The 25,266-nt window shown below is 66.4% G+C and carries 20 protein-coding genes and 1 pseudogene; 9 read left to right on the forward strand and 12 right to left on the reverse strand.

Annotated elements, in window-relative coordinates:
• Positions 1 to 4: 4 nt before the first annotated feature.
• Both B9C43_RS34050 and B9C43_RS34055 read right to left on the reverse strand, forming a co-directional pair.
• Positions 5 to 694, reverse strand: coding sequence for an SDR family NAD(P)-dependent oxidoreductase (locus B9C43_RS34050; RefSeq protein ID WP_200825817.1), 690 nt, complete (start codon positions 692 to 694; stop codon positions 5 to 7).
• A complete protein-coding gene (locus tag B9C43_RS34055) occupies positions 691 to 2,781 on the reverse strand; it encodes a DUF8189 domain-containing protein (RefSeq protein WP_200825818.1) in 2,091 nt (696 codons plus the stop codon). The genes B9C43_RS34050 and B9C43_RS34055 overlap by 4 nt, the downstream gene beginning before the upstream one ends.
• Positions 2,782 to 2,973: 192 nt before the next feature.
• On the opposite strand from B9C43_RS34055, the gene B9C43_RS34060 reads away from it, so the two are divergent.
• The 4 genes and pseudogenes from B9C43_RS34060 to B9C43_RS60465 form a co-directional block, all read left to right on the forward strand.
• Entirely contained in the window at positions 2,974 to 4,506 is a 1,533-nt protein-coding gene (locus B9C43_RS34060) for a substrate-binding domain-containing protein (protein ID WP_084430893.1), read from the forward strand.
• Entirely contained in the window at positions 4,503 to 6,224 is a 1,722-nt protein-coding gene (locus B9C43_RS34065) for a hypothetical protein (RefSeq protein WP_143446796.1), read from the forward strand. The genes B9C43_RS34060 and B9C43_RS34065 overlap by 4 nt, the downstream gene beginning before the upstream one ends.
• Before the next feature lie 64 nt (positions 6,225 to 6,288).
• Positions 6,289 to 7,023: a class I SAM-dependent methyltransferase gene (locus tag B9C43_RS34070; protein WP_084431185.1), complete on the forward strand. Its 735-nt coding sequence runs from the start codon at positions 6,289 to 6,291 to the stop codon at positions 7,021 to 7,023.
• 46 nt (positions 7,024 to 7,069) lie between these two features.
• Positions 7,070 to 10,129, forward strand: a pseudogene (locus tag B9C43_RS60465) (alpha-(1->3)-arabinofuranosyltransferase); the annotation flags it as partial.
• Positions 10,130 to 11,005: 876 nt separating this feature from the next.
• Here B9C43_RS60465 and B9C43_RS60250 read toward each other — a convergent pair.
• Complete coding sequence (locus B9C43_RS60250; protein ID WP_160096871.1) at positions 11,006 to 12,211, reverse strand: lipopolysaccharide biosynthesis protein; 1,206 nt, start codon at positions 12,209 to 12,211, stop codon at positions 11,006 to 11,008.
• A 284-nt stretch (positions 12,212 to 12,495) separates the two neighbouring features.
• Between B9C43_RS60250 and B9C43_RS34080 the strand changes: the two genes are divergently transcribed.
• From B9C43_RS34080 to B9C43_RS34085, 3 genes are read left to right on the forward strand one after another with little or no spacing between them, the layout of a single operon-like run.
• Complete coding sequence (locus B9C43_RS34080; RefSeq protein WP_235039019.1) at positions 12,496 to 14,148, forward strand: MmpA family trehalose lipid delivery protein; 1,653 nt, start codon at positions 12,496 to 12,498, stop codon at positions 14,146 to 14,148.
• 4 nt (positions 14,149 to 14,152) lie between these two features.
• Positions 14,153 to 14,320: a hypothetical protein gene (locus B9C43_RS56960; RefSeq protein ID WP_160096873.1), complete on the forward strand. Its 168-nt coding sequence runs from the start codon at positions 14,153 to 14,155 to the stop codon at positions 14,318 to 14,320.
• A gap of 1 nt (position 14,321) precedes the next feature.
• Positions 14,322 to 15,062, forward strand: a complete 741-nt coding sequence (locus B9C43_RS34085) for a class I SAM-dependent methyltransferase (protein WP_235039020.1) — start codon at positions 14,322 to 14,324, stop codon at positions 15,060 to 15,062.
• On the opposite strand, the gene B9C43_RS34090 is transcribed toward B9C43_RS34085, so the two are convergent.
• From B9C43_RS34090 to B9C43_RS34100, 3 genes are read right to left on the reverse strand one after another with little or no spacing between them, the layout of a single operon-like run.
• On the reverse strand, positions 15,046 to 16,047 hold the full coding sequence (locus B9C43_RS34090; protein WP_051896201.1) for a cell envelope lipid trafficking protein PgfA: 1,002 nt from the start codon (positions 16,045 to 16,047) through the stop codon (positions 15,046 to 15,048). The two genes, B9C43_RS34085 and B9C43_RS34090, sit on opposite strands and share 17 nt — an antisense overlap.
• Positions 16,032 to 17,198: a glycosyltransferase family 4 protein gene (locus B9C43_RS34095; protein ID WP_084430898.1), complete on the reverse strand. Its 1,167-nt coding sequence runs from the start codon at positions 17,196 to 17,198 to the stop codon at positions 16,032 to 16,034. The genes B9C43_RS34090 and B9C43_RS34095 overlap by 16 nt, the downstream gene beginning before the upstream one ends.
• Positions 17,199 to 17,984, reverse strand: coding sequence for a glycosyltransferase (locus tag B9C43_RS34100; protein WP_084430899.1), 786 nt, complete (start codon positions 17,982 to 17,984; stop codon positions 17,199 to 17,201).
• Between the two features lie 373 nt (positions 17,985 to 18,357).
• Between B9C43_RS34100 and B9C43_RS34105 the strand changes: the two genes are divergently transcribed.
• Together B9C43_RS34105 and B9C43_RS34110 are read left to right on the forward strand one after the other, a co-directional pair.
• Positions 18,358 to 18,750, forward strand: coding sequence for a YybH family protein (locus tag B9C43_RS34105; protein ID WP_033385620.1), 393 nt, complete (start codon positions 18,358 to 18,360; stop codon positions 18,748 to 18,750).
• 13 nt (positions 18,751 to 18,763) lie between these two features.
• Positions 18,764 to 19,162 carry a hypothetical protein gene (locus tag B9C43_RS34110; protein ID WP_033385622.1) on the forward strand — a complete coding sequence of 133 codons (399 nt, stop codon included), beginning with the start codon at positions 18,764 to 18,766 and terminating at the stop codon, positions 19,160 to 19,162.
• Between the two features lie 164 nt (positions 19,163 to 19,326).
• Here the strand turns inward: B9C43_RS34110 and B9C43_RS34115 are convergent, their stop codons facing one another.
• The 6 genes from B9C43_RS34115 to B9C43_RS34140 all read right to left on the reverse strand — a co-directional run bounded on the left by B9C43_RS34115 (position 19,327) and on the right by B9C43_RS34140 (position 25,239).
• On the reverse strand, positions 19,327 to 20,922 hold the full coding sequence (locus B9C43_RS34115; protein ID WP_084431187.1) for a solute symporter family protein: 1,596 nt from the start codon (positions 20,920 to 20,922) through the stop codon (positions 19,327 to 19,329).
• A gap of 11 nt (positions 20,923 to 20,933) precedes the next feature.
• Entirely contained in the window at positions 20,934 to 21,278 is a 345-nt protein-coding gene (locus tag B9C43_RS34120; RefSeq protein ID WP_033385635.1) for a DUF485 domain-containing protein, read from the reverse strand.
• A 64-nt stretch (positions 21,279 to 21,342) separates the two neighbouring features.
• Complete coding sequence (locus B9C43_RS34125) at positions 21,343 to 23,088, reverse strand: sodium/solute symporter (RefSeq protein ID WP_084430901.1); 1,746 nt, start codon at positions 23,086 to 23,088, stop codon at positions 21,343 to 21,345.
• Positions 23,085 to 23,432, reverse strand: coding sequence for a hypothetical protein (locus tag B9C43_RS34130; protein ID WP_084430902.1), 348 nt, complete (start codon positions 23,430 to 23,432; stop codon positions 23,085 to 23,087). Before B9C43_RS34130 ends, B9C43_RS34125 begins: the two co-directional genes overlap by 4 nt.
• Complete coding sequence (locus tag B9C43_RS34135) at positions 23,432 to 24,178, reverse strand: LytR/AlgR family response regulator transcription factor (protein ID WP_033385640.1); 747 nt, start codon at positions 24,176 to 24,178, stop codon at positions 23,432 to 23,434. The genes B9C43_RS34130 and B9C43_RS34135 overlap by 1 nt, the downstream gene beginning before the upstream one ends.
• Positions 24,175 to 25,239, reverse strand: a complete 1,065-nt coding sequence (locus B9C43_RS34140) for a sensor histidine kinase (protein ID WP_084430903.1) — start codon at positions 25,237 to 25,239, stop codon at positions 24,175 to 24,177. Before B9C43_RS34140 ends, B9C43_RS34135 begins: the two co-directional genes overlap by 4 nt.
• Positions 25,240 to 25,266 lie beyond the last annotated feature (27 nt).

The following is a 25,266-nucleotide window of genomic DNA, read 5'->3' on the forward strand; positions in this document are numbered from 1 at the left end:
CCCCTCACGACGAGTCCTTGTGCACCGACCAGCCGCCGTCGACGACGAGGCTGGCACCGGTCACGAAGGACGCCTGCTCGGAAACCAGAAAGGACACAACCGAAGCGACCTCGCTGGGATCTCCCAGCCGTCCCAACGGGGTCGCCTGCGCGCTGCGTGCCTGATCCTCAGCGGAGACCCGGTCCCACGCACCGGTCAGCACCGGTCCGGGCAGCACCGAATTGACCCGGACCTCCGGGGCGTATTCGACCGCCAGCTGCCCGGCGAGCGAGACCAGTCCGCCCTTGGCCGCCGCGTAAGCCGGATGTCCTGGCAGCCCGAAGCGGGCGTGCACGGAGGAGACCAGCACGATCGAGCCGCACCGGGTCCGCAACGAGGGCAGGCACGTGTGCGCGCCAAGGTAAGCCGCGGTCAGGTTGACCTCGATCTGACGAGACCACTCCTCCCGGGAGGTCTCGCCCAACGGCTTCACCACGACCGTGAAAGCGTTGCTCACCAAGGCGTCGACGCCATCGGTCGAAGCAAGCACTTGCTCCCACGTGGCGTCCGAGGCAACGTCTCCCACAATCGAGACGCAGTCCCCGGGATTGACGTCGACACCGATGACGCGGTAGCCGTCCGAGGCCAGACGGCGAGCGGCCGCGGCGCCGATACCCGACGCCGCGCCCGTCACCACAGCACACTTAGCTGTCACAACACCACCTGACGCACCTGCCCGCCGACACCACGGAACGCGACCCAGGCGGATCCGTTCGCACCAGCCGCGGCACCGAGCGAACCGTCGAACGCGTTGCTCGGGAACTCACCACGCGGGAACCAACCGCCCCACTGGCCATCGGAGAAATTGCGCTGCCACAACGTGTAGTCGCTGGCTCGGGCGAACATGTAGATCCGGCCTTCGGTGGCCAGCAGCGTCGGGCTGCCGCTGATGACGCCGCCAAGCGACTTCCACTCGCCGTTCTCGTGGATCCACGCCGCGTCGTCGCGCGTCCGGACCGCCACGTGGACACCGTTGGCGTCCACGACAGCGCTGGGACGGCCGTAGATCGGCTGGAGGTTCGGCGAGCCGATCGTGGTCCAGCCGACGTTGTGCTTGCGTGTCCACACCAGACCGAACGAGCCGGTGGCGAACATCGTCCAGTCGTCCGGCGAGGTGAACGCGACGGTCGGGGCGTCGTAAAGCTTGCCGCCAAGGCGGTTCCAGCGCTCCCACCGTCCATTGCGGAACGTCCGCTGGTACGCCTCGTTGTCCGCGCCACGGACGAACAAATCGATCCGGCCACCCGCCGAGCCGTACGCGGCGGGCTGGCCGAGGATGCCGCGACGGTCCGGGCCGTCAAGGCGAGTCCACTGCTGAGACCAGGTGTCACCATTCTTAGTGTTCACGACGATCGAGCCGTCCGCCGCACGGGAGAACACCGTGGCCTGCGTGTCGGAGAACCGGACCAGAGCCGGGCTCGCGGACGTGTCGCCGCCGAGTGAGGCGCCAGGAGCGAAGTCCGTGCCGCTGAGGCGCAGGAACGCGGTGCCGTGCGCCGGAACCTCGACGGAGTACGTCCCACTGAAGGTGCCCACGTCGGCGCGCTTGCGGATGTCGCGCACGGCCACAGCGCCGGTCAGGCCTGCCTTGGCGAAGTCGAGTGTGATGGTCGACGGGTTGTCCGACCGGTTGAGCAGCACGACCGAACGCTGTCCACGGCCGGAAAGCACCTTGCTGTACACGTCGCCTTCTGGCGAGGACTGCACCCGCACGCCCTGGATGGCCAGCTTGTCCTGGTTGACCGCGATGATCTCCGGGTTGCGCAAGGTGTCGATCATCGACTGCGGCAGCGTGCGCGGGTCCGACCCGATGATCAGCGGGGTCGCCATCTGCGCCCACATCACCAGCTGCGTGGTGGACTCTTCCTCGTTGAGCTCATAGCCGCTGCCGTCGGGCAGCTTGCGCATCGGGATGAGGTAGTCGGCGTCGTTGTAGTGACCGGGGCCGTTGGCCTCGGGGTGCGCCGCGTTGTTGTCCATGTTGCGCAAGACGTTCTTGAACTCGCCCGGCCACGGCGTGCCGACGGCGACGTCGGTGTCGGTACGCCACGAGTCGCCGGTCGTCGGGCCCCAGACGTAGTTGTAACCGGCTTCCTGCTCGGGCGTGGTGCCCAGGCCCCATTCGCGGGTGACCGGGTTGCACAGGTTGAGGATCATCTTGCGGCCGGCCTTGCCGACCGCGGCGGAGAACTCGCCGAAGGCCTTGCCCGGATCGAGCTTCTGCGCGACACCGCACAGGAAGTCGACCTTGATCGCGTCGAACTTCCAGTCCGCGAACTGCTTGGCGTCCCGCTCGTAGTACCCGCCGCCGCTGCCGAGGCCGCAGTGCTTGGGGTCCCATGCGCCCGCGTCGGTGTAAATGCCCGCCTTCAGGCCACGCTTGTGGATGTAGTCCACGATCGCCGGGATGCCGGATGGGAACCGTGTCCGGTCCTCCAGCAGCCTGCCGTCCTGGCTGCGCGATGGCGTGCCCTGCCAGCCGCCGTCCAGCCACACGATCTTGTAGCCCGCGTCCCGCAGACCGCTGGACACCAGGTGGTCGACGACGCCCTTGACCGCCTGCTCGGTCGGCGCGCCGAGGCCGTAGTACGTGTTCCAGCCCATGTAAGGAGTCGGCGCGAGGCCGCTGTCGTAATAGGCCGGTGCTCCCTGATCGACACCTGCGTTGGCGGTGGCCACCGGGGTGACCAGCCCGGCTAAGACGGCAACCAGGCTTGCCTGGATCACACGACCCTGGATCACACGACGCAGCATTGCGACGCCTACCTTCCCGCTTTCAGGACTATGCAGCGCCGAGCCTGCCGGTCGGGGCGGATCATGTCAACGTTTATTAGTAATTAATGAGCTAAAAGGCTGGATGCGAGTATTACCACTCAGTAGGGTTTTCGCCTACGCTGACCGGCACTGCACCCCAGTGACGGGAGGTCCAGGCGGATGGCACGGCGGCCCGGCTCGCCCGTGGTGATCCTGAGCATCCTGCTCGTGCTGACCCTCGCGGGCTGGTTCGGATACGACTACCTGCGCACCCGCCTGGCCGCGTCCAGCTGTGACACCGTCACCACACTGCGGATCACCGCGGCGCCGGACATCGCACCGGCGTTGACCACGGTGTCCCAACAGGACACTTCGGCGTGCTACCGGGTCGAGGCGGTCGCCGCCCCGTCCGGTCAGGCGATGGAAACCCTTGCGGTGCACAAGCCGGACGTCTGGGTCCCGGAGTCATCGCTGTGGTTGCAAAGGGCTCAGCAGCGCGGTGCGTGGAACCTGCCAGTGACCGGGACTTCGGTGGCGTCGTCGCCGATCGTGGTCGGACTGACCGAAACCGCGGCCCGCAAGTACGGCTGGCCGTCGAAAACGCCGACCTGGGCGGAGATCTTCAAGGGCGACCCGGCGATCGGGTTCGTCGACCCGGCCGTTGACCCGGTCGGGCTAGCGGCGTTGGTCGGGACGGGTGAACTGACCAAGAACGCCCCGGATCCCGCCGGTGCCTACGCTTTGACGTTGCGCAAGCTGACCAAGCACACGGTTCAGGAGCCCGCGGCGATCTTCGACCCCGCGCTGGAAGGCGCGGTCACGTCCGAGGCGTCGTTGAAGGCACACAACCTTGTGGGTGCGTACGCGGATCCGGCGATTCCGTCCCTGGATTACCCGTATGTCGTGCTTCCTGGAACATCCGATTCCCAACGTGCGATAGCGCAGCAGTTCCTGGGCAAGGTGCTCGAGAAGACCGACGTGCTGACGGCAGCCGGCTTCCGTCCACCCAACGGCACACCAGGACCTGGTCAGCCGCCTGTGACACCGGTGAACCTGCCGGAGGACCCCGACAAGCTGCTCAACGAATGGGCAGCGGCGAACCGCAGTGCACGGATCCAGGTGCTGCTGGACGTCTCCGGTTCGATGGCTGCCGCAGTCCCCAAGGCGAGGGCCGACCGGATGACGCTCACGCTCCGGGCCGCGGAGCTGGGCATCAAGCTGTTCAAGCCGATCACGAAGGTCGGACTGTGGCGGTTCTCCACGAAACTGGACGGCGACAAGGACTACCAGGAGCTGCTGCCCGTGCGGCCAGTCAGCGAGCAACTGGCCAGCGGCGGGCTGGAGAAACTGCGGTCGGTCAGGGCGATCAGCAACGGCGGGACCGGGCTCTACGACAGCGTGCTCGCCGCGTATCAGTCGGCGCGGCAGAACTGGGAACCCGGACGGATCAACTTGGTGGTGCTGCTGACCGACGGCCGCGATGACGACGACGGCCGCGGGATCAGCCAGCAGAAGCTGCTCGCCGAGCTGAACAAGCTGCAGGATCCCAAGCGGCCGCTGCAGATCATCGCGATCGGCATCGGGCCGGACGTCGACACGGCCGAGTTGCGCACATTCAGCCACGCGACCGGCGGCGAAGCCTATCCGACCCCGGACCCGACCAAGATCGTCGACACCTTCTACGCGGCCTTAGGCAGGTTGTTGGAGCAATGACCGCAACGGCAACGAGACCAGCACCTCCCCTGGTCTTACCCAAAACGGTCAGCATCGTCGCCGCGGTGGTGGCGGCGATCCCGTTCGTCATCCACGCCATTGCCACGTTCTCCGGCTACTTCGGCCAGGACGACTTCATCATCCTCTACCGGGCAGGCAACAGCGGCCCGTTCGATCCCGGATACCTGTTCCAGGACTACAGCGGGCACATCGCGCCGGGCATGTTCCTGCTCGCCTGGTTCATCACCGCGCTGGCACCGCTGAACTACACGATCGCGGTGATCCCCGTGTTGCTCATGCAGGCGGGTGCGTCGATCCTGCTGTGGCGGCTGCTGGTCCGCCTGTTCGGGCATCGCTGGGGTTTGCTGCTGCCGTACGCGATGTACACGTTCTCGTCGCTGATCCTGTACTCCACCATGTGGTGGGCCTACAGCGTGCAGCTGTTTCCCTTGCTGCTGACGATGTTCGGCGCGTTCAACACGCACCTGACGTACCTGCGGACGCGTGAGTCCAAGCATGTCGTGACGACGTTGCTGTGGACCGTTGCGGGGATGGCGTTCTACGAGAAGGCTGCGCTGTTCCTGCCGCTGCTGTTCGGTTTCACGTTGCTGCTGGGCGAACGAGCGCCCTGGCGGGTCTGGCTCGCGCATGGCGTGCTGCTCGCCGGGTTCGTGGCGCTGTACGCCGGTTTGACGGTGAGCCGGATCAAGGAAGGCCTGCCGAGCGGCGACGTGATCGTCGAGTTCCTCCGGCGGTCGGTGGTCGACGTGTTCCTGCCTGGGCTTTTCGGCGGCCCGTGGACCGATCCGGCGATGGGTGCGGCCATTTCGACACCGCCGTTGGGCCTTCGGATCGCCGCCGCGGCCATCGCCGTGGCCGTGATCGCCGGCGGAATCGTCGTCGGCGGACGTAAAGCCGTGCTGGCGTGGAGTCTGCTTGGCGCGTACGTCGTGGTCGACCTGGCGCTGGTGATCATCACACGGTTGCCGGAGATCGGGCCGTTGATCGGCAACGACCCCCGGTACACCGCTGACGCCGTGCCGGTCACCGTGCTGTGCGGCGCTTTCGCGTACTCGTCGCTGCGCCTGAAACGGCCCGCGGCGGGTGTTCTGGTGGTGCTGCTGGGTGTGAGCGCGACCTTCAGTTATCTGTGGCTGGCACCCGGCCTGAAGTTCGAGAAGGCCAAGCAGTACGTGGCCACGGCGCAGGCCGCGTTGAAGGCGGACCCGTCGATCGTGCTGTACGACACGCCCGTGCCCGAGGAGATCATGAACAAGTGGTTCTTCGTGGACGGCAAGGCATCCCGCGTGATCGGCCTGCTGCCGGGACCGCCGAAGTTCGACCAGCCTGCCGAGAACATGTACCTGCTGGACGACAACGGCACGCCACGAAAGATCAACAACGTCCGCGACCCGGTCGTCGGCCGGCCAGGACCGTACGCGAAGTGCGGTTACGCGGTCGGCTACGACACCGCGACGATCCCGCTGAGCGGGCGCGTCGACGGCCGGCGCCTGCTCCGGATGGAGTACTACACGTCAGGCAAAGGCCCGGTGACCTTCCGGCTGGGCAAGGCGACCCACGAAATCCACCTCAACGACGGCCTGCACGTGCTCTACCTGGTGGTGGACGGCAGTTTCGACCGGGTCGACATCAACCGCGCGACACAGGTCGACCCGATGTGCGTCGTCGACGTCCGAATCGGCACGCCCATGACGTGACCTGCTGATACCACTGCGATAACGGATAACCTGAAAAAGCTTCATACGTCCCTAGGATGGCTCGGTGAGTTTCGACGAGGTGCGGCGGGACTGGACGACGCTCGGCGAACAGGACCCGCTCTGGGCGGTGCATGTCGCGCCGGACAAGCGCGGCGGCAAATGGGACATCGACCAGTTCCTCGAGCTGGGTCGCACCGACGTGGCCAAGGCTCGCGACTGGCTCGCCCGCTGGGACCTGCCGGTCACGTGGAAACGGGTGCTCGACTTCGGGTGCGGCGCCGGGCGCCTGTCGCAGGCGCTCGCCGAGCACGCCGACGAGGTCACCGGCGTCGACATCTCCGAACCGATGCTGGAAACCGCACGCACGCTGGACAGATCCGGCGGGAAATGCCGGTTCGTGCACAACGACTCGCCTGACCTGCGCCAGTTCGACGACGGCCATTTCGACCTGGTCTACACCGAACTGGTGCTGCAGCACCTGCCCGCCGAGCTGATCGACACGTATCTGGCCGAGTTCATGCGTGTGCTGAATTCCGGCGGTATCGGCGTTCTCCAGTGCACCACTCGTCCACTATGGACGCTCAAGGGCGCGTTGTGGCGGTTCGCGCCGTACCGGCTTCTCGCGCTGGGGCAGCGGATCGTGTTGCGCTATCCCGCTCCCATGCGGATGACGGCGGTCTCGCCCGAGCACTTCAAGCGGGTCATCGCCGCGCACGGCGGCGAGGTCGTCGACAGCATGAGCGAGGACATCCCAGAGGCTCACTGGCAGTCAACCCGATATGTCGTACGTAAGGTCTAATGTCATCGGCGTGTTGACCAAGCTCCGAAGCCCCACCCCGTGGGTGATGCTTGGCCTCACCCTGGTCTCGTTCCTGCAGCGACCAGGCAGAACGACCTTCGACACCAAGCTCGACCTCGCCGTCGACCCGATCGCGTTCCTCGGCCGTGCGCTGCATCTGTGGAACCCGGAGGCGACCGGCGGCGAGCTGCAGAACCAGGCGTACGGCTACCTGTTCCCGATGGGGCCGTACTTCGCACTGAACCAGCTTCTGGGGATCCCGCCGTGGATCGCGCAACGGCTGTGGTGCGCGTTGTTGCTGTGCCTGGCGTTCTACGGCGTCCTGGCGATCGCGCGGACGCTGAAGATCGGCACCCAACCGGCGCAGTACACCGGCGCGGTGGCGTACGCGCTGGCGCCGCGCATGCTCACCGAGATCGGCCCGCTGTCGGCGGAAATGCTGGCTCCCGCGATGTTGCCGTGGGTGCTTCTACCGCTGGTCAAGGCGGACCGAATCGGTTCACCGAGACGCGCGGCCGGGCTGTCCGGGCTGGCTGTGCTGTGCATCGGCGGCATCAACGGTGCCGTGGTCATCCTCGTACTCGTGCTGCCCGCGTTGTGGCTGCTCACAAGGGAATGGACGAAACAGCACGTCAAACTCGTGCTGTGGTGGGCCGGTTCGGTCACCGCGGCGGTGCTGTGGTGGTTCCTGCCGCTGATGCTGCTTGGGCAGTACAGCCTGCCTTTCGTCGATTACGTCGAATCGGCCACGAACACGACGTCGCCGATGTCCCTGTTCCAGGCGATGCGCGGGACCAACCAATGGGTCGCGTACGTCGTCCAGGGCAGTCCATGGTGGCCGTCGGGTTTCATGCTGATCGACCACCCGATCCTGATGCTCGCCACCGGATTGGTCGCCGCGGTCGGGCTGCTGGGGCTGGTCCGGCGTGGACTTCCGGAACGCCGGTTCATCACGATCGGCGTGATCACCACGGTCACGTTCCTGACCATCGGTTACGTCGGCTCGCTGGACAGCCCGCTGTCGGAGACCGTTCGGGCGTTGCTGGACGGCCCGCTCGCACCGCTGCGCAACGTGCACAAGTTCGAGCCCGGGTTGCGTCTGCCGTTGATGCTGGCGTTCATGCACGCGGTGTCCCGGTTGGGCGAAGCACGTGCGCTGGGCCGGGCTCGGTTGATTTCGGGGATGGCGCTGGTGCTTGTCATGGCGGCGCCCGCGTGGCTTTTCACGCTCCGGCCAGGGCCTGGCTGGAGCGACGTGCCGGACTACTGGCGTCAGGCGATGACGTGGCTCGGCGAGAACGACCCGCAGACACGCACGCTTCTGGTGCCGGGTACCGGGTTCGGCGAATACACGTGGGGCAAGACGGTCGACGAGCCCGCGCAAGCGCTCGCTCGGTCGCCGTGGGCGCTGCGGAGCCAGATCCCCCTGGGGTCCGAAGGCAACACGCGGATCATGGACGCGGTCGAGGACGCGCTGGCCGACGGCCGCGGTTCGCCCGGCCTCGCCGATTTCCTGGCTCGATCCGGGCATCGGTTCTTGTTGCTGCGTAACGACATCGACCGCGGCGCCACGGGCGCACCGCCGGTCACGATGATGCGTGACGCGTTGGCGCGGTCACCGGGGATCGAACGGATCATAACGTTCGGCCCGGATCTCCAGGCCCGTGATCAGCCCGGCGTGGCGTCGGTCGACATGGACGCGCCGCCCGGCAAGGCGATCGAGATCTACGAGGTGAAACGCCCGGTCGCGCTCGCCGTGGCGACCAACCTGACCGATGTCGCGACCGTCAGCGGCGGCCCGGAATCGCTGCTGCAGTTGCTGGAGTCCGGTGTGCTGCAACGCGATCGGCCGACCGTGCTGGCTGGCGACAGCACCACGCCGACCGGCCAGGACTGGATGGTCACCGACGGCCTGCGGCATCGTGAGCGGAACGTCGGGCGTGCGCGCGACAACCTGAGCCAGACGCTGGCTGCCGACGAGAAGCCCCGGCAAGACCGCCCTGCTACGGACATCCTGCCGTTCCACGGCCTCGAACATCAGACAGTCGCGGCATATCGCGGTATTCGCGGGGTGACAGCGTCCACTTCGGCCGGGTACGCGGACTCGATCCGGCCTTCGGACCCGTCGTCGATGCCGTTCGCCGCGATCGACGGTGATCCGTACTCCGCGTGGCAGTCCTCGACCATCTCCGGTCCTGCCGGGCAATGGCTCGAGGTCGAACTGGACACACCCCGCGTGGTGGACCAGGTCGAGATGCGGATCGTGGACGACGAGCGGGTCGGCTGGCCGGTCGCCCGGATCAGGGTCACCACCGACTCCGGCTCGCGTGACCACGACGTGACCAGGGGCGGCAACCCGCAGAAGTTCTCCGTGGCACCGGGTCTGACCAGCAAGGTCCGTGTCACAGTGCTTTCCGTCGCGGCCGATCGCGACACCGGCGGAGTCGGCATCGCGGAGCTGACGGTGCCAGGTGTGACGGCACAGCGTGCGCTGCAGGTGCCCACCGACGTCGCGCCGAACCCCGGGCAGCGGACGAGTTTCGTGTTCACCCGTGGACCTCAGCCGCGGTATGCGTGCGCCGCCATGGAACGGGAACAGCGTTGCGACTCCAGCCTGACCCGGCTCGGGGAAGAGCCGGACGGCATCCACCGGTTGTTCCGCACGCGGGAGGCGGGCAACTACCGTCTCGAAGGGACAGTTCTGCCCGCGGCCGGTGGCCGGATCCCGATTCCCGCGGCGGCCAACGGATCGACCCAGCTCGCCGGTGACCCGGCCGCGGCGGCGCTCGCGGCCGTCGACGGAAACGCCGGAACGACGTGGATCGCCGACTACACCGACGAGACGCCGACACTGCAACTGGCGTGGCAGGGCGCAAGGAATGTCACTGGGCTCAAGCTGACGACCTCGCAGACGTCGGGCGCGTCCCGGCCGTCCGAGGTCGTGGTCAGGACACCGTCGGGCAACCGGACCGCGCAGGTGTTCTCGGACGGCTCGGTGACCTTCCAACCAGTGACCACCGATCGCCTCGACATCCAGATCACCAGGACGGAAGGGCCGCCCGATCGAGTTCCTGGGCCCGCGGGCATCAGCGAGGTGAAGGTGACCGGCGCGGAGGGCGTGTTCCGGCCGATCCCCCAGGACACCAAGTTCACTGTCCCGTGTGGATCCGGGCCTGCCGTGACCGTGGACGGGACCACGTACCAGACAACGGTTTCCGGAACGTTGTCGGACATCGTGAACCACCGGCCACTGGCCCTGGGGACGTGCCGGGACCTCGCCGAAGGCATCGATCTCGAGGCGCGGGAGCACGAGCTGCGCACCGACCGCTCGGAATCCTTTGTGGTTCAGGACATCCGCGTGCTGCCGAACACACCTCCCGCTGCCGCTCCACGGCAACGGCCGGTGAATGTCGTCGAATGGGATGTCGCGCAGCGAGAACTGCGCGTCGGCGCGGGAGAATCAGCGGTCATCAGCATCCCGGAGAACGCCAACGACGGCTGGGTGGCCAAAGTAGACGGTACGCCTTTGGCCCGTACCCGCGTCGACGGCTGGCAGCAGGCATGGGTGCTGCCAGCTGGCGCGGAGGCGACGGTCAGCCTGCAGTTCGAACCGGACATCCCGTACCGGCAACGGTTACTCGTCGGTGCCGTGGCCGCAGGGCTGTTGTTGCTGATTACCGTGTTGCCAGCCCGGCGACGGCGTATCAGTACGGCACCTGGCGGCAAGCAATGGGTCGCCGTGACACTCGTTGTGTTGCTCGCCGCGTTGGGCGGGATCCTGGCCGTGGTGCTGCTGATCGCGAGTCTGCTTGTCCAGGCGGTGTTCCGGCGCAAGTTCCTGGTGTCCGCCGTGCTCGCGCTTGGTGGAATGACCGTGGCGACCGTCGTGTCCATGATCGGCCGGTTGCAGGGCGAAGGACAGGCTTGGGCGTACGGGCCTGTCGCGCAGGCAGCGATCCTGGTTTCGCTGGCGACGGTCGTGTCAGCGTGTATCGACTGGTTCGACCCGCGTCCGGAACTCGATGAGGGCACCGAAACAGGCCAAAGCGGCGGTCGCCACCACAGCCCCCGTGACGACCTGGGTCAACGACCCGTGCCACCACCCCAGCACCAACGTGATCTCCGTGGCAACGGCCAACCACGTCAACAAGGTCGACCGCCGATCCGCACTGGCGATCCGGGAGTACAACAGGAGCTGCACCAACGACAGCAACGACCCGACCAACGCGAAGGGCCACACGGGAATGCTGCTGGACGCATACGCCGCTCCCCCGACCAACGCGACAACCGTTGGCCCTAGCACCGCACAACCGATGACCACGAGCGAGTCCACCGCCGCGACAATGGCCAACGCCTTGGGCACAAGCCTGCGCCTGACACCCTCATTGGCCAACTTCGGCAGGACAACGACAGCGATTGCATACGGCAGCCAGTAGGCGATTTTCGTGACCACCGAGCCGACCGCGTACTCACCGGCCTGGTGGGCAGGAAGGCTATGCCTCGCCAGCACGAGGTCCAGGTTCACCAGCAGTACCAAGGCAAGCAGGGCTTGGACGGCGTGCAGGACTTCGGTGACGTGGCCCGCTCCCCTTTTCCCAGGAAACGGCCTGCCACAGATCAGCCAGCCGGACAACGCGACCAACGAGGCGCCGATCGCCGCGCCCGCGAAAGCACCCGTCGGCGTGCGGAAGATCAGCAGGCCCGTCAGCGTCCCACCAACCCGGCCGACCCCTTCGAGCGCGATAAGCCTAGCCATCAACCCAAACCGCTCAGTGCCCTGCAGAATCCCGTAGCACAGCCCGACCAATGTGATCGGCGCCAACGCCAGCGCCAGGAAGATCACCGTCCACGGGTTGTTGACGTGCAGCAGCGCCATCAACAGCGGCGAGGCGAGAAGAGCGGTCAGCATGATCGTGCCGCTGGTCAGCAGGCCGAGGGTGACGAGCTGACCACGATCCTGCTCAGGATTCTTCGCGACCTTGAGAGCGACAACGGTCTGCAAACCCATCGCAGGCACCGCCCCGATGACCAAGACGGCAGTAAGCGACCCGAACTCCCCAAACGTCGCCGGGACAAGCAGACGGGCCGCGATCACCGTCATCAGGTAGCTCGCGATGTTCGTACCCGCGAAGGCGGCGGCCACGTAAAGCGCATCCACCCGAGTCCTGGCTGACAGGGTGCTGGCCATGGACTCCCCTTTACTACTCGCGGGTAGTGCTCCGGGGAGCATAACTCTCCAGTGCGGCCCCTGCTCAGCGGTTGTCGCGAGGTACATAGGCCGCTGTTCGCCGGGCCAAACATGCCGTGCCTTCCCCGAAGTGGCGCCTCGGCGACCCGTGAGCCTCAGCCGTTGCCGGTTCGACACCGATGGTGGACTGCGGCGCGGTCGCCTCGGGTCGATAATGGTCCGGCTGTTCGGAGAATTGGGTTGGAGCGAGTGTGGGTGGGTCGCGGCGGTTTGTGGTGCCGGGCGTGTCCGCTGTGCTCGCTCTCATCGTGCTTGGGCCGGTGCTCGGGACCGGGTTCACACTCAACTACGACATGGTGTTCACGCCGCGTCAGCCACTCGTACCCGATTCACTCGGACTCGGCACTTCCGTCGCGCGATCGGTGCCCGCTGACGCCGTTGTAGCGCTGCTCACCTCCATCGTTCCCGGGGACCTTGTTCAGAAGGCCGTTCTTTTCCTCATCCTCTTCATGGCTTGCTGGGGCGCGGGTCGGCTTGTCCCCACCGAGTCCGTCGCTATCCGTGTTGTCGCGGCTGTTTGGTATGGGTGGAGTGCATATCTCGCCGAACGGCTGCTGATGGGGCATTGGGCGTTGCTTGTCGCCTACGCGTGCCTGCCGTGGATCGCGTCCGCTGCGCTGGCTATGCGCAGGAATGAGCCGCGGGCGTTCGCCAAGGTCATTGTGGCGTGTGCACCAGCGTGCATTACGCCGACCGGCGGACTGCTCGCCGTTGTCCTTGCCATTGTCTGCTCGGGCAAGCAAGCGCTTGTCATCACCATTCCCACCGGTGTCCTGCTCAACCTGCCGTGGATCGTGCCGAGCGTGCTCCGGCCCGGCGGCACACTGTCCAGTCCGGACGGTGTCGCCGCGTTCGCGGCCAGGGCGGAGAACTGGGCGACGCCCGTGGTCAGCGTGCTGGGTACGGGCGGGATCTGGAACGCGGAGGTCACGCCGGCCAGCCGGGCCATGCCGGTGATCCCCATCCTTGTCTTGTTCTCCTTGGTGGTCGCGTTCATTGGGTTGCGTTCTCTTGCAGCCCGTTGGGGTTTGGCGCCGGCCTTGTCATTGGTCCTGCTCGGGGTCGCCGGTGTCGTGCTCGCTGTGTTCACGACGCTTCCCGGCGGCGAAGATGCGATGCGGTGGGCGGTGACCCACGTTCCGGGCGCGGGTTTGCTGCGCGACTCGCAGAAGTGGGTGGCCTGGTGGGCGTTGCCGTTGGCCATCGGGTTCGCGCTGGGCGTGCAGGCCGCGAGCAAGTATCTGTCCAATCGGGTCGGTCTGATCACGGTCGCCACGATCCTGCCCATCCTCGCCATGCCCGATCTGGCTTGGGGCGGCTTCAAACAACTCGAAGCCGTCCGGTATCCGGTCGACTGGATCACCGTCAGCGACATCATCGCCGACGATCCACAGAGCGGTGATGTCCTGACGTTGCCGATGGCCTCGTTCCGGCGGTACCCGTGGAACGAGAACCGGACGCAGCTTGATCCAGCGCCACGGATCCTCCCGCGTACCACCGTGATCGATGACGTCGTCGTGGTGGACGGCCGTCCCATCACGGGTGAGGACCCACGTGTCAACGAGATCCGGCAGACGCTTGAGGACAACGGCAACCTGGGCGTTCATGGCATCGGCTGGGTCCTGGTGGAACACCGCACTCCCGGCCGCGTCGAGCAGGCAACGCTCGACCGTCTCAAGCACGAATGGTCGGGACCGTGGCTCAGCCTCTACCGAGTTCCCGGAATGATCGCGCGACCACCGGCCGGACCGCCGAGTTTGCCCGTTCTGGCAGCAGATTCCGTGGTTTTGACAGTGATCCTCGGCGCGCTATTGTGGCTGGTGTTACCAGCCGGTAGATTCATTCGGCGAAGCCGTTTGCGAACAGCCAAGGAGTAGACGCGTGGGCACTCTGATCGCTGCGATCATCGTTGTGGTCGCCGGCCTTGGCCTTGCTGGTGGCGGAACATATCTGCTCGTGGACAACACGCAGCCGGACGTGGCCATCGACTTCGACAAGGCACCACCTCCCAACAACTCCGGCGGTGTCGTCAACTACGGCTCGAGGTAGCGTGTCCCCCGCAGTGTCACACAGCGCGACACTGGACCGTTCTGTCCGCCTGTTCAAGGCATTCCGGAACGAACAGACCGACCGCGACACCTTCTACCGCCTGCTGGCCGACGATTCCGTCAGCCAGGTGTCCGAGTTCGCACCGCTTTCCGGCCGCACGCTGCTGGATGTCGGTGGTGGGCCAGGATATTTCTCCGACGCGTTCCGCGCCGCGGGTGCCTACTACCTGGGTCTGGACCCCGATGTCGGCGAACTGTCCGCGCGTGGCAGTTACCCGCCCGGCATGATCAGGGCCAGCGGCACGGAACTTCCGGTGCGTACCGGCGCCGTCGATGTCTGCTACTCCTCCAACGTGCTGGAGCACGTGGACAAGCCGCGCAAGATGCTCGACGAGATGGTGCGGGTCACCAAGCCTGGTGGCACTGTCTTCCTGTCGTTCACGCCGTGGTTTTCCCCGTGGGGCGGCCACGAAACCTCGCCGTGGCATTTCCTCGGCGGCCATTACGCGCGCCGCCGGTTCCACGCCAAAAACGGCCATCCGCCGAAGAATGCCTTCGGAGAAAGCCTTTTCGCCGTGTCCATCGGCGAAGCACTGCAGTGGGCCCGCACTCACCCGGACGCCACGCTGGAACGCGCACTCCCCCGCTACCACCCGTGGTGGGCGACGTGGATCGTGCGCGTTCCCGTACTGCGTGAGGTCGCTTCCTGGAACCTGGTGCTGGTCCTCAGAAAGAATGCCTAGACCGCTGCCTTCCGGTTGCCAGCAGCAGGATCCCGACCAGCAGTGCGACACCGCCGACGATCCACAGGATCACGGGCAACCCGGTCAGCAGCCACAGCTTCGACGTGTTCTCCTTGGCCGTGTTCACGTTCTTGGCCACCGATTCGGCGTTGAGCTCCATCGTGCCGTCGAACACGGTCGTACCCTGGCCAGGGCCTTGCTCGGCCGTGCGCAGCTCCTGCTTGCTCCACTGCCGCAGCTTGATCAGTGCGCCGGTGACCGGTTCGATCCACAGTGTCCGGTCGACTTCGTAGTACAGCCCGGCGTTCACGGTCGGTGTCTCCGGCTTGCCGATCAACGATCCGGGCACGTCACGGCTGCTGACCTGGCTGACGGGCACCCGCTGCCTGAACCGGTACACGTCCACACCGTTGATCTGCTCCTCGCCGTCGAACCTCGCGTCCACCGGCGCGCCGAGCGACGAGTCGTACCACTTGTACGTCCCCTTCTCGGTGTTGAATGGCAGCTTGAAGTTGTACCCGGGGAACTGCGGGGTCTTCGGCGAGCCCTCGTTGGTGATCTTGACGCCCTTTTCCTTCTCCAGATACCCGTTGGTGCACGGCGCGACGGCCTCACCGGTGAATCGGTCGAGGCACAGCGCACGGACGCTGCCGCTCACGGTCAGGTTGCTCGCGTCATCCTTGACCTCGTTGGCTTCGATCCACGTCACCACGTCGCCGTTCTTCTTCGACTCCGGCGCACGCAAGTCGCCGGTGACGTAGGTCTTCGACGTGAGACTGAGGTTCTGGCGGATCTCCGGCCGCGCGCTCGAGCCCTGTGGCACATAGACGAGCGCGGTCACACCGCTGCCCTGGGCGACCGACACGGTATTCGGATCCTGGGGAATCTTGGCCAGAGCCGGATACGCGTAGAAGCGCAGCAGCAAACCACCGGCGATACAGAACACGCCCAACCCGATGAGGGTCAGACTCAACGCGCGTCGCACAGGTCCTCCTGGGGAGTTGGACCGTTGGCACGGCCCGGTTCCGAACTGTAAAGCAGATCCGTGACCACGGCCACGAATCGATGTCCACTCGAGACCCAGTCGAACCGTGCGGCCCAATCCCGGCACGCCTTCGCGACGATCTCCGCTTCCTCCGGACGGCTCAACAACTTCAGCGTGTCGTGCAGCGCGCCCTTCACATCATCATCCGGCCCGACCAGCCACCCGGTCTCGCCGTGCCGCACCGAGTCGCACAGTCCGTCGACTCGACGGCATACCGTCGGCAATCCGTGCGCGGCGGCCTCGATCACCGCGAGACCCCAGCCTTCACCGTCGGAGAGCGTCACGTTCAGCCAGGAATTCCGCAGCAGTGCGGCTTTCGTCTCGTCGTCGACGAACCCGTGCACCACGACGGCGTCGCCGAACCGCGCTGCCAGCGAGCGCAGTTCCGCTTCCTCAGGTCCTGTACCGATTACGTGCAAACGCAACGTAGGCCAGTCCGGCAGCATCTCACCGACGATGTCGATCAGCCGGTCGACCCGCTTGTGCGTGACCAGTCTGCCGAGGCACACGATCGACGGGTGCACCGAGCGTTCCGACTCGGCTTTGGCGGGTTGATCCATCCCGTTGTGCACCACGGAGATGGGGCCGCGCCAGGCGAGTCGCTCACGCATCGCCCGCACGGTCGACTCGGACACCGCGACCGTCATCGCCCGCCGGTACACCCAGCGCGCGGCCGGACCTTCCAGCCAGCGCCCGATTCTGGCCAGCCACGGCGGGAAGTGCACGTCGAACTGCTTGTCGTGCACATGGTGCATGACAAGGACAACCTTGGTACGCCGGGAAACCACCAGAGGACTGAAGAACGGGATGCCGTTCTGGCAGTCCACGACTACGTCGACCCGCCTGCGGTTGCGGAACAACCACAACAACGCCCAGAGATAGACCGTCCACCGGCCGCCGCGTCGAACCGTCGTGCCGTCACCCGCGTCCTGCCCCTTGCCGCGCGCGGTAAGGAACGTGACTGTAGCGCCGGCGGCGGTCATCGCGTCGGCCATTCGTGCGGCGTATTCCTCGGCGCCGCCCGCGAGCGGATGCCCGCGGTCCCGCCAGTTCACCAACACCACTCGCGCACCGTTGAGCGGTGGCACCACTCAGGCCACCTCCGCGATCGGTGTCGTGACCGGACGGACCTCGTCCAGCTCGGGCCCGGTTTCCTGCTGCTGGGCCAATATCGAGCGCATCCGCGCCAGTGCGGAGAAACTCCGGTACCCGTCACGCAACGGGTGGAACGTCGAACCGGGCACGTCGTGCCAGTGCACCGGCAGCTCGAAGATGACCGCGCCGATCCGTTGTGCCCTGGCCAGAAGCTCGACGTCGAACGCGAAACCCAAGGTGCGCAACGGCCGGAACACGGCGTTGGCCGTCGCGCGGTCGAAGAACTTGTAGCCGCACTGGGTGTCGGCGACTCCCGGCACGAAACCGTTCGCCGCCCGGCGGAACACCCACGCACCTGCCTGCCGCAGGACGCTGTGTCTTGCTTTCACGATCGAGCTCGGGTGCGCCCGCGAGCCGACCACCACGTTCACGCCCGCGCCGAGCTGCAGCAGCGTCGGCTCCAATGCCGCCATGTCGGTCGCCAGATCCGCGTCGCAGAAACCCACGTACGCGCTGTCGGACTCAAGCACTCCCGCTCTGACCGCCGCGCCTTTTCCGAGCTGCGCGCAGCGCACCAGACGGATTGGAACCGCTCCCGATTGGTATCTGTGCTGTTGGAACCGCTTGACAATGTCAACGCTGCCATCGGTGCTGGCATTGTCGACAACGACAATCTCAGCGCTCTTGGTGATACCGGCAAGGGCCTCGGTCAGGCCACGCAACGTGTTCGGCAGCCGGGACTCCTCATTGCGCACCGGCACGACAATGGAAAGCAGTGTCATGACGGATCGGCTCCTGATTTCGGCATAGCTAAACCGGCGAGGCGTTGCAAGAGTCCTCCCGTGAACGTGAGGCAGATCGCAGGGCCACGAAGTTACCCAACGGTAGTTCTCATGAAATAGAACTCGACTGTGATCCACGTCACATCAATTTCACGGTACCTAGGTAAGTCGCCGTGCTCGCCCGTCCAGCCCCCCGAAATTGGCCCAGAAGGGCTAACAAGACCGCCCGTACTGTTCCGGCGAACAAACGCCCTGCGAAGACTTTGTCCTGCGGCGTGTCACTCCCCGGAGCCTTTCTGCACAGGGCTGGACAGGACCATTCGAACGCCGTATGCGATCAGCGAATAAGGCGGCACGGTATGCTGTTGGAGTCATGACAGCAGTTCATGACATACAGCGCGTAATCGAGTCCTTTGTGGACGCCTTCAACCGCGGCGACGCGGCGGCGATCGACGAGATCTTCGAACAGCAGGGCGTGCTCGTCCCCGCGCCGGGCCAGCCGATGAGCGGCGACGACCGCAGAGCCGCCCAGAAACACCTGCTCGGCTTCGGCCTGCCGATGCGGGCCGACGTCCGGCACATCTACGTCGCCGGTGACATCGCCCAGATCATCGTGGACTGGTCCATCACGGGTACGACACCGGACGGCTACGAGATCGATCTGAAAGGCACAGCGACGGACGTCGCGCGGCTGGGCGAAGACGGCCGCTGGCGGTACGTGATCGACAACCCGTTCGGGACCGCTGACTTGACCCCACCCGCGTGAATACAGTGCGAGGATGGGGCTCGTGCGGGATCTCATCGTCGCCAGCTGGCAGAAGCGGGTCACGTGGCGACGGATTCGTCCCGTGGTCAAGGCCCTTGATGCCCGCCAAGGCACCGTGCTCAGGGACAGGCGCTACGGCGGCCGTTTGGTCGCACCCGGACGCGGCATCACCTCCATCCGCCAGTGCAGCGAGGACGAGGCCGTCGAGCACCTGCTCGAAGCGGCGGCCAAAGCAGGGTATGGCGAGCATCAGGTGATCATGAACGGCCGGAAGCGGTCCTTGACCTTCGAACCGCCGGACGGCCTGCCCTTCCTCTGGATCGAGTTCTTCCCCGCAGGAACGCCGATCCGCGGCCGCGGCCCGACACCGGTCCCCGACGGGCACACCGGCATCGTGTTCTCGTTCGGCTGACCGCGGTCAGAAATTCCGCGATCGGCGCGTCCACCTTTCCGGCACACCGTGTCCACCACTCCGGCACACCGTGTCCCACAATGCCGAGAGGGCCGCCCGACACTGGACGGCCCTCTCTCCCCAGTCCCCAACCCCCACCCCTGGCGGTCAGGCACTGTGACTACTTAGTGCGCGACAGCCTTCTCGGCGCCTGCGCCGGTCAACGCCCGCACCTCCATCTCGGCGTACTTGGCGTCGTCACGCTCCTTGGACATGACCGTGCCCAGCCAGCCGAGGAAGAACGACACCGGGATGGAGACGATGCCCGGGTTGGACAGCGGGAACCAGTCGAAGTCCGCGGTCGGGAACATCGCCGTGGCGCTGCCGGACACCGCGGGCGAGAAGACGATCAGGATCAGGCAGACCGCGAGGCCGCCGTAGATGCTCCACAACGCGCCCTGCGTGTTGAACCGCTTCCAGAACAGCGAGTACAGGATTGTCGGCAGGTTCGCCGACGCGGCCACCGCGAACGCGAGTGCCACCAGGAACGCGATGTTCTGGCCGTTGGCGAAGATGCCACCGATGATCGCGACCGCACCGATCACCAGTGCGGTGATCCGGGCGACCTTGACCTCCTTGGCCGGGTCGGCCTTGCCCTTCTTGATCACGTTGGCGTACACGTCATGGGCGAACGACGCGGACGCGGTGATCGTCAGACCGGCCACCACCGCCAGGATCGTCGCGAACGCGACCGCGGCGATGAACCCGAGCAGAACCGGCCCACCGAGCGCTTGGGCGAGCAGTGGTGCCGCCGAGTTCGCCTTGCCCGGTGCGGCGTTGATCGCCTGCGGACCGACGATCGCACCGGCGCCGTAGCCCAGAACCAGGGTGAACAGGTAGAAGATGCCGATCAGCCAAATGGCCCAGACCACCGAGCGACGGGCTTCCTTGGCCGTCGGCACGGTGTAGAAGCGCATCAGGATGTGCGGCAGGCCAGCGGTTCCGAGCACCAGCGCCAGCGCCAGCGAGACGAAGTCCAGCTGCGTCACGCCGCTCTTGCCGTACTGCTTGCCCGGGTCGAGAACGCCCGCGCCTGCCTTGTCGACCGCGCCCTGCAGCAGCGACGAGAGGTTGAAGCCGTAGCGGCCGAGCACCCACAGGGTGATCGCGGCGGCACCGGTGATCAGCAAGGCGGCCTTGATGATCTGCACCCACGTGGTGCCCTTCATGCCGCCGATCAGCACGTACACGATCATGATCACGCCGACGACGGCGATCACCACGGCCTGACCGGCCTTGCTCGTGATGCCCAGCAGCAGTGCGACCAGACCACCCGCACCAGCCATCTGCGCGAGCAGGTAGAAGAAGGACACCGCCAGGGTTGAGGTCGCGGCCGCCGCGCGGACCGGCCGCTGGCGCATCCGGAACGCCAGCACGTCACCCATCGTGTACTTGCCTGTGTTCCGCAGAAGTTCGGCGACCAGCAGCAACGCCACCAGCCACGCGACCAGGAAGCCGATGGAGTAGAGGAATCCGTCGTAGCCGTTCAACGCGATCGCGCCGGCGATGCCGAGGAACGACGCGGCCGACAGGTAGTCACCGGAGATCGCGATGCCGTTCTGCGGCCCGGTGAAGGCCCGCCCGGCGGCGTAGTAGTCAGCCGCCGTGCGGGAGTTCTTGCTGGCACGGAACACCACGACCAGCGTCACGATGACGAACGCGGCGAAGATCGAGATGTTCAGTGCCGGGCTCGACCCGGAGACACCCTGGGCGACGTCCATCTGAGCGATGTTCATTCGTCGCCTCCTTCGATGTCCTGACGGATCTTCTCCGCCTGCGGGTCGAGCTTCTTGTTGGCGTAGCGGACGTACAGCATCGTGATCACGAACGTCGACACGAACTGCAGCAGGCCGAGGATCAGTGCGACGTTGATGTTGCCGAAGACCTTGGTCGACATGAAGCCGTGCGCGTAGTCGGCCAGCAGCACGTAAACCAGGTACCAGACAAGGAACAGCGCGGTCATCGGGAAGACGAACCGGCGCAACCTGCGCCGCAAGTCAGCGAATTCGGGACTGGCCTGCACTTTCGCCCAGTCCTGGGCGTCTGGCGGCCGGGTGTCAGGCTCGGTGGTACTCACGCGACCTCCCTGTCACGGCATGTGTTGCGCGACACCATAAGGAAGGATCAGCGCACCGCACGGGTCAGCGGACAAACCGCCGAACCATGCGACGAACGGTTGACGAACGGCTCTGACCGAAGGTCGAGTGGCGTAGATCACGATCCGGTTGCTCTCTCAGATGCAGCCGGAGCATCGCGGTCGTGGTCCACGGTGGAGGGCGCCCGAACAAGGAGACCACGACCATGGTGCCGAACGCGAGCGGAACCGACCAGGGTGCGGGCTGCGCCACCAGGATCGCCAACCAACCGTGCACAGGTGGTCCGAACAGCGTCATCACAATGGCGCCCGCGGTGGCGAGCAAACCCACTGCCACACCGGCGATCGCGCCCTGCGCGGTGAGCCGGGACCACCAGATGCCGAGCACCAGCAGCGGGCTGAATGTGGACGCCGCGACGGTGAACCCCCATGTCACAAGGATTCCCGCGTCGAGCCGCGCGGCGGGCAACGCCAGCAACACGACCGCCGCTGCCGCCAGGAACACTGTTACCCGCAGCTGCCGGAGGCCTCCGGCGAGCAGGTCGTGCGAGATCGCACCGGAAACCACGAGCAGCAAACCCAACGAGGTAGCCAAAAACGCCGCGAACGCACCAGCGGTCAGTAACGCGGTGAACGCGTCCCCCCACGCTCCGTTATCCACTTGGGACGGTAGTGCGACGACTGCCGTATCGGTTGCGCCCGTTAGGTACAGCTGCGGTACCAGCACCCGGCCGAGTACGCCGTAGATGCCAGGGAAGAGATAGAAGGCGCTCAGCAGAACGACTGTGAGCGCGGCGGTCCGGCGTGCCGCGCGACCGTCCGGACTGGTGTGGAAGCGCATCAACACGTGCGGGAGGCCCATCGTGCCGAGCATCGTGGCCAGCAGTACGGCCCATGTGCCCAGCAGCGGATACCCCTCGCCTTGCAGGTCGATCAGCGGTCGTTCCCAGCCGGGTGCGCCGGGTGGCGTCTGCCCTTTGACGCCGGGAACCGGTGCCCCTTGGGGAAAGATGTACTCGCTGCCCGCTGGTACTTGAAATTCCCCAACAGGCAACGTGATCGGCCCGTTCGACGCGTCACGCACCGTGGTCGGCTCGGTGACGTCGAGTGTGACCGAGGCGCGGAACGTCACGTGGGTCTCGTGGCCGAAGTGCGTGAATTCCACCGGGTGCACGGCTTCCTCACGGACATCCGGGCCGACCCGCAGCAGCAGCCAAATCGCGGGAATGATGAAAAGGACGAGCTTCAAACAGAATTGGAATGCCTGGACGTATGTGGCCGCGCGCATCCCGCCAAGGGCGAGGGTCACGGCGACCACGACACCCGCGATCACGACACCGACCCAGTATTGCGATCCACTGACGACACTGAGCACAAGTCCGGCCGTGCGGAACTGCGGCACCAGGTACAGACCACCGATCACCAGAATGGCGACCGCGGCCAGTCTGCGCAGCGGCGGGGAGGCCAATCTCGCCTCGGCGAAATCCGGTACGGTCAGCGCGCCGGAACGCCGCATGGGCGCGGCGACCAATGCCAGCATGGCGATATACCCGGCGGTGAACCCGACCGGATACCACAGCGCGCCGACCCCGTCCTTGACGACAAGTCCAGCAACGCCAAGGAAGGACGCCGCCGAAAGGTACTCCCCCGACACCGCGGCCGAGTTCAGCAGCGGCGACACCCGGCGGGAGGCGACGAGGAAGTCCGATGTCGTGCGCATCGCGGCGACCCCGCGCAGCCCGATCAGCAGGGTGATCAGCACGACCGGCGTCACCGCGAGCGCGGCGATCACGCTTGGTCCTCCGGCTTTTCCGCCCGGCGCAGCTGCCAGATCGCAAGGAAGACCATGGCAGGGAACGGAATCAGCACGACGGCCAGCCATGACACCGGGATCCCGAGCAGCCGCATGGTATCCAGCTGCGGCCACTGCGAGAACACCAAGGGCAGCAACAACACCAGCGCGAACAACCAGGCGACCGCGACCATCGCCCGACGGCGCTGGATCCGGAAAAGCCGTTGTGCCCGTTCAACATCGGCTGGATCGAGTACCGGAACACGCCAGCGTCCGCGTGACCGTTTCCGGGCGTGCGCCAGCCTCGTCTGCGGACTGGTCACTGCGACCCTGCGGTGCGGCATCAGGGCCGTCCGTCCAGTTCGCCACGCTGCGCCGCCTGAAGCAAGCGCTCGCGCAGCTCCCGGGAATGCCTGCGGGACACCGGGACATCGCCTGCCGCGGTGTGCGCCAGCAGTCCACCGGCCGAGTCACTGCGCAACTCGCGGACCGATCCGAGCGACAGCAGGAAGCCGCGGTGCACGCGCAGGAAACCCGCGCTCTCCCAGTACTCCTGGAGCCGGGAGATCGGCATGCGGACCAGATGCGACCCGTTCTTGGTGTAGAGCCGGACGTAATCGCCTTGCGCTTCGACAAAAACGACGTCACTGCGGCGAATGTAGTGCGTGCGCCCGGCGGCTTCGACGGGCAACGCGGCCATCGCGTCGAGCTTCGGCGCCGGTTCCGCGTGCCGGTTGACCCTTGCCAGGGTGTCCGCGAGTCGTTCCGCGCGCAGTGGTTTGAGCAGATAGTCCACCGCACCGATGCCGAAGGCCGCGACGGCGTGTTCCTGGTGCGCGGTCACGAACACGATGGCCGGCGGGTCGCTGAGTTTGCGCAGCAGCGAAGCCAGTTCGAGGCCGTCGAGCCCGGGCATGGAGATGTCGAGGAACACCGCACCGAACTGACCACTTTGGATCATCTTGAGCGCGGTGATCGGGTCGGCGGCACCGGCCACCTCGTCGACCTCGGGCGCGTCCTTGAGCATCCGGACCAGTTCCTCCAGCGCCGCGGGCACGTCGTCGACGGCGAGCACGGTCAGTCCCATCACGGCATCACCCCAGGCTGGAACATCGGCACGCGGACGACCACCCGGGTGCCCGCCTCTGGCGCGGTCTCCACCACGAGCCCGAACCACGACCCGTAGACGTAGCGCAGCCTACGGTCCACATTGTTCAATCCGACGCTGTCGGATTTGCCCTGGCCGGCCAGTATCCGCTCGGCCATGGCCGGGTCCATGCCCACTCCGTCGTCCTCGATGCTGATCACGCAGTCCGACCCCTCGGCTTCGCCTCGCACTTGCACCAATCCCGGCTCTGAGCGCGGCTCGATCCCGTGCCGCACGGCGTTTTCCACCAGCGGCTGCAACACCAGGTACGGGATCGCGACCGCCAGCACCTCCGGCGCCACCCGGATCTGCACCCGCAACCTGTCGCCGAGCATGGCGCGCTGCAACGCGAAGTAGGCCTCGATCGCGTGGAACTCGTCGGCGACGGTCGTGTAGTCGCCGTGCCGGGCGAGGTGGTAGCGGGTGTAGTCGGCGAAGTCCAGCATCAGCTCACGGGAGCGGTCCGGGTCGGACTTCACCAGCGACGCGATCACCGTGAGGGCGTTGTACACGAAGTGCGGCGAGATCTCGGCTCGCAGGTTCTCCAGCTCGGACTGGGCCACTTGGTCGGCGATGGCTTCGAGGCGGCTGCGCTCGAGCGCGTCGCTGATCCAGTCGGCCATCTGCCTGACCGGCGACATCCGGCTCGCGCCCGCGACCACCAGCACACCGGCCAACTCGTCGCGCGCGTGCAGCGGCTGCGCGACGGTCGGCAGCCGCCCGGCCTTCGTCTCGCTGTGCAGGACGTCCTCGACCAACGCCATCACGTCCACACCGGTCGGGGCCTGCCCGACCCAGACCAGACGGCCGGACAAGTCGGCCAGGCCGACCCCGTCGACCTCCAGCAACCTGCGGACTCCCCGCGCGGCCGCGCGCACGCGGGGGCCGGACAGGCCGCCCGCGAGGTCGTCCGCGACCCGCCTGGCCACGCCGAGGGCCGCCAGCCCACCCCGGGACCGGGACCGCCAGGACCTGGCGGGTTCCTGACCGGGCAGCACAGACATCACGGCTCCATCGCGTCGATTCGCGGG

It is taken from the genome of Kibdelosporangium aridum, assembly GCF_900176515.1.
Taxonomy (GTDB): Bacteria; Actinomycetota; Actinomycetes; order Mycobacteriales; family Pseudonocardiaceae; genus Kibdelosporangium; species Kibdelosporangium aridum.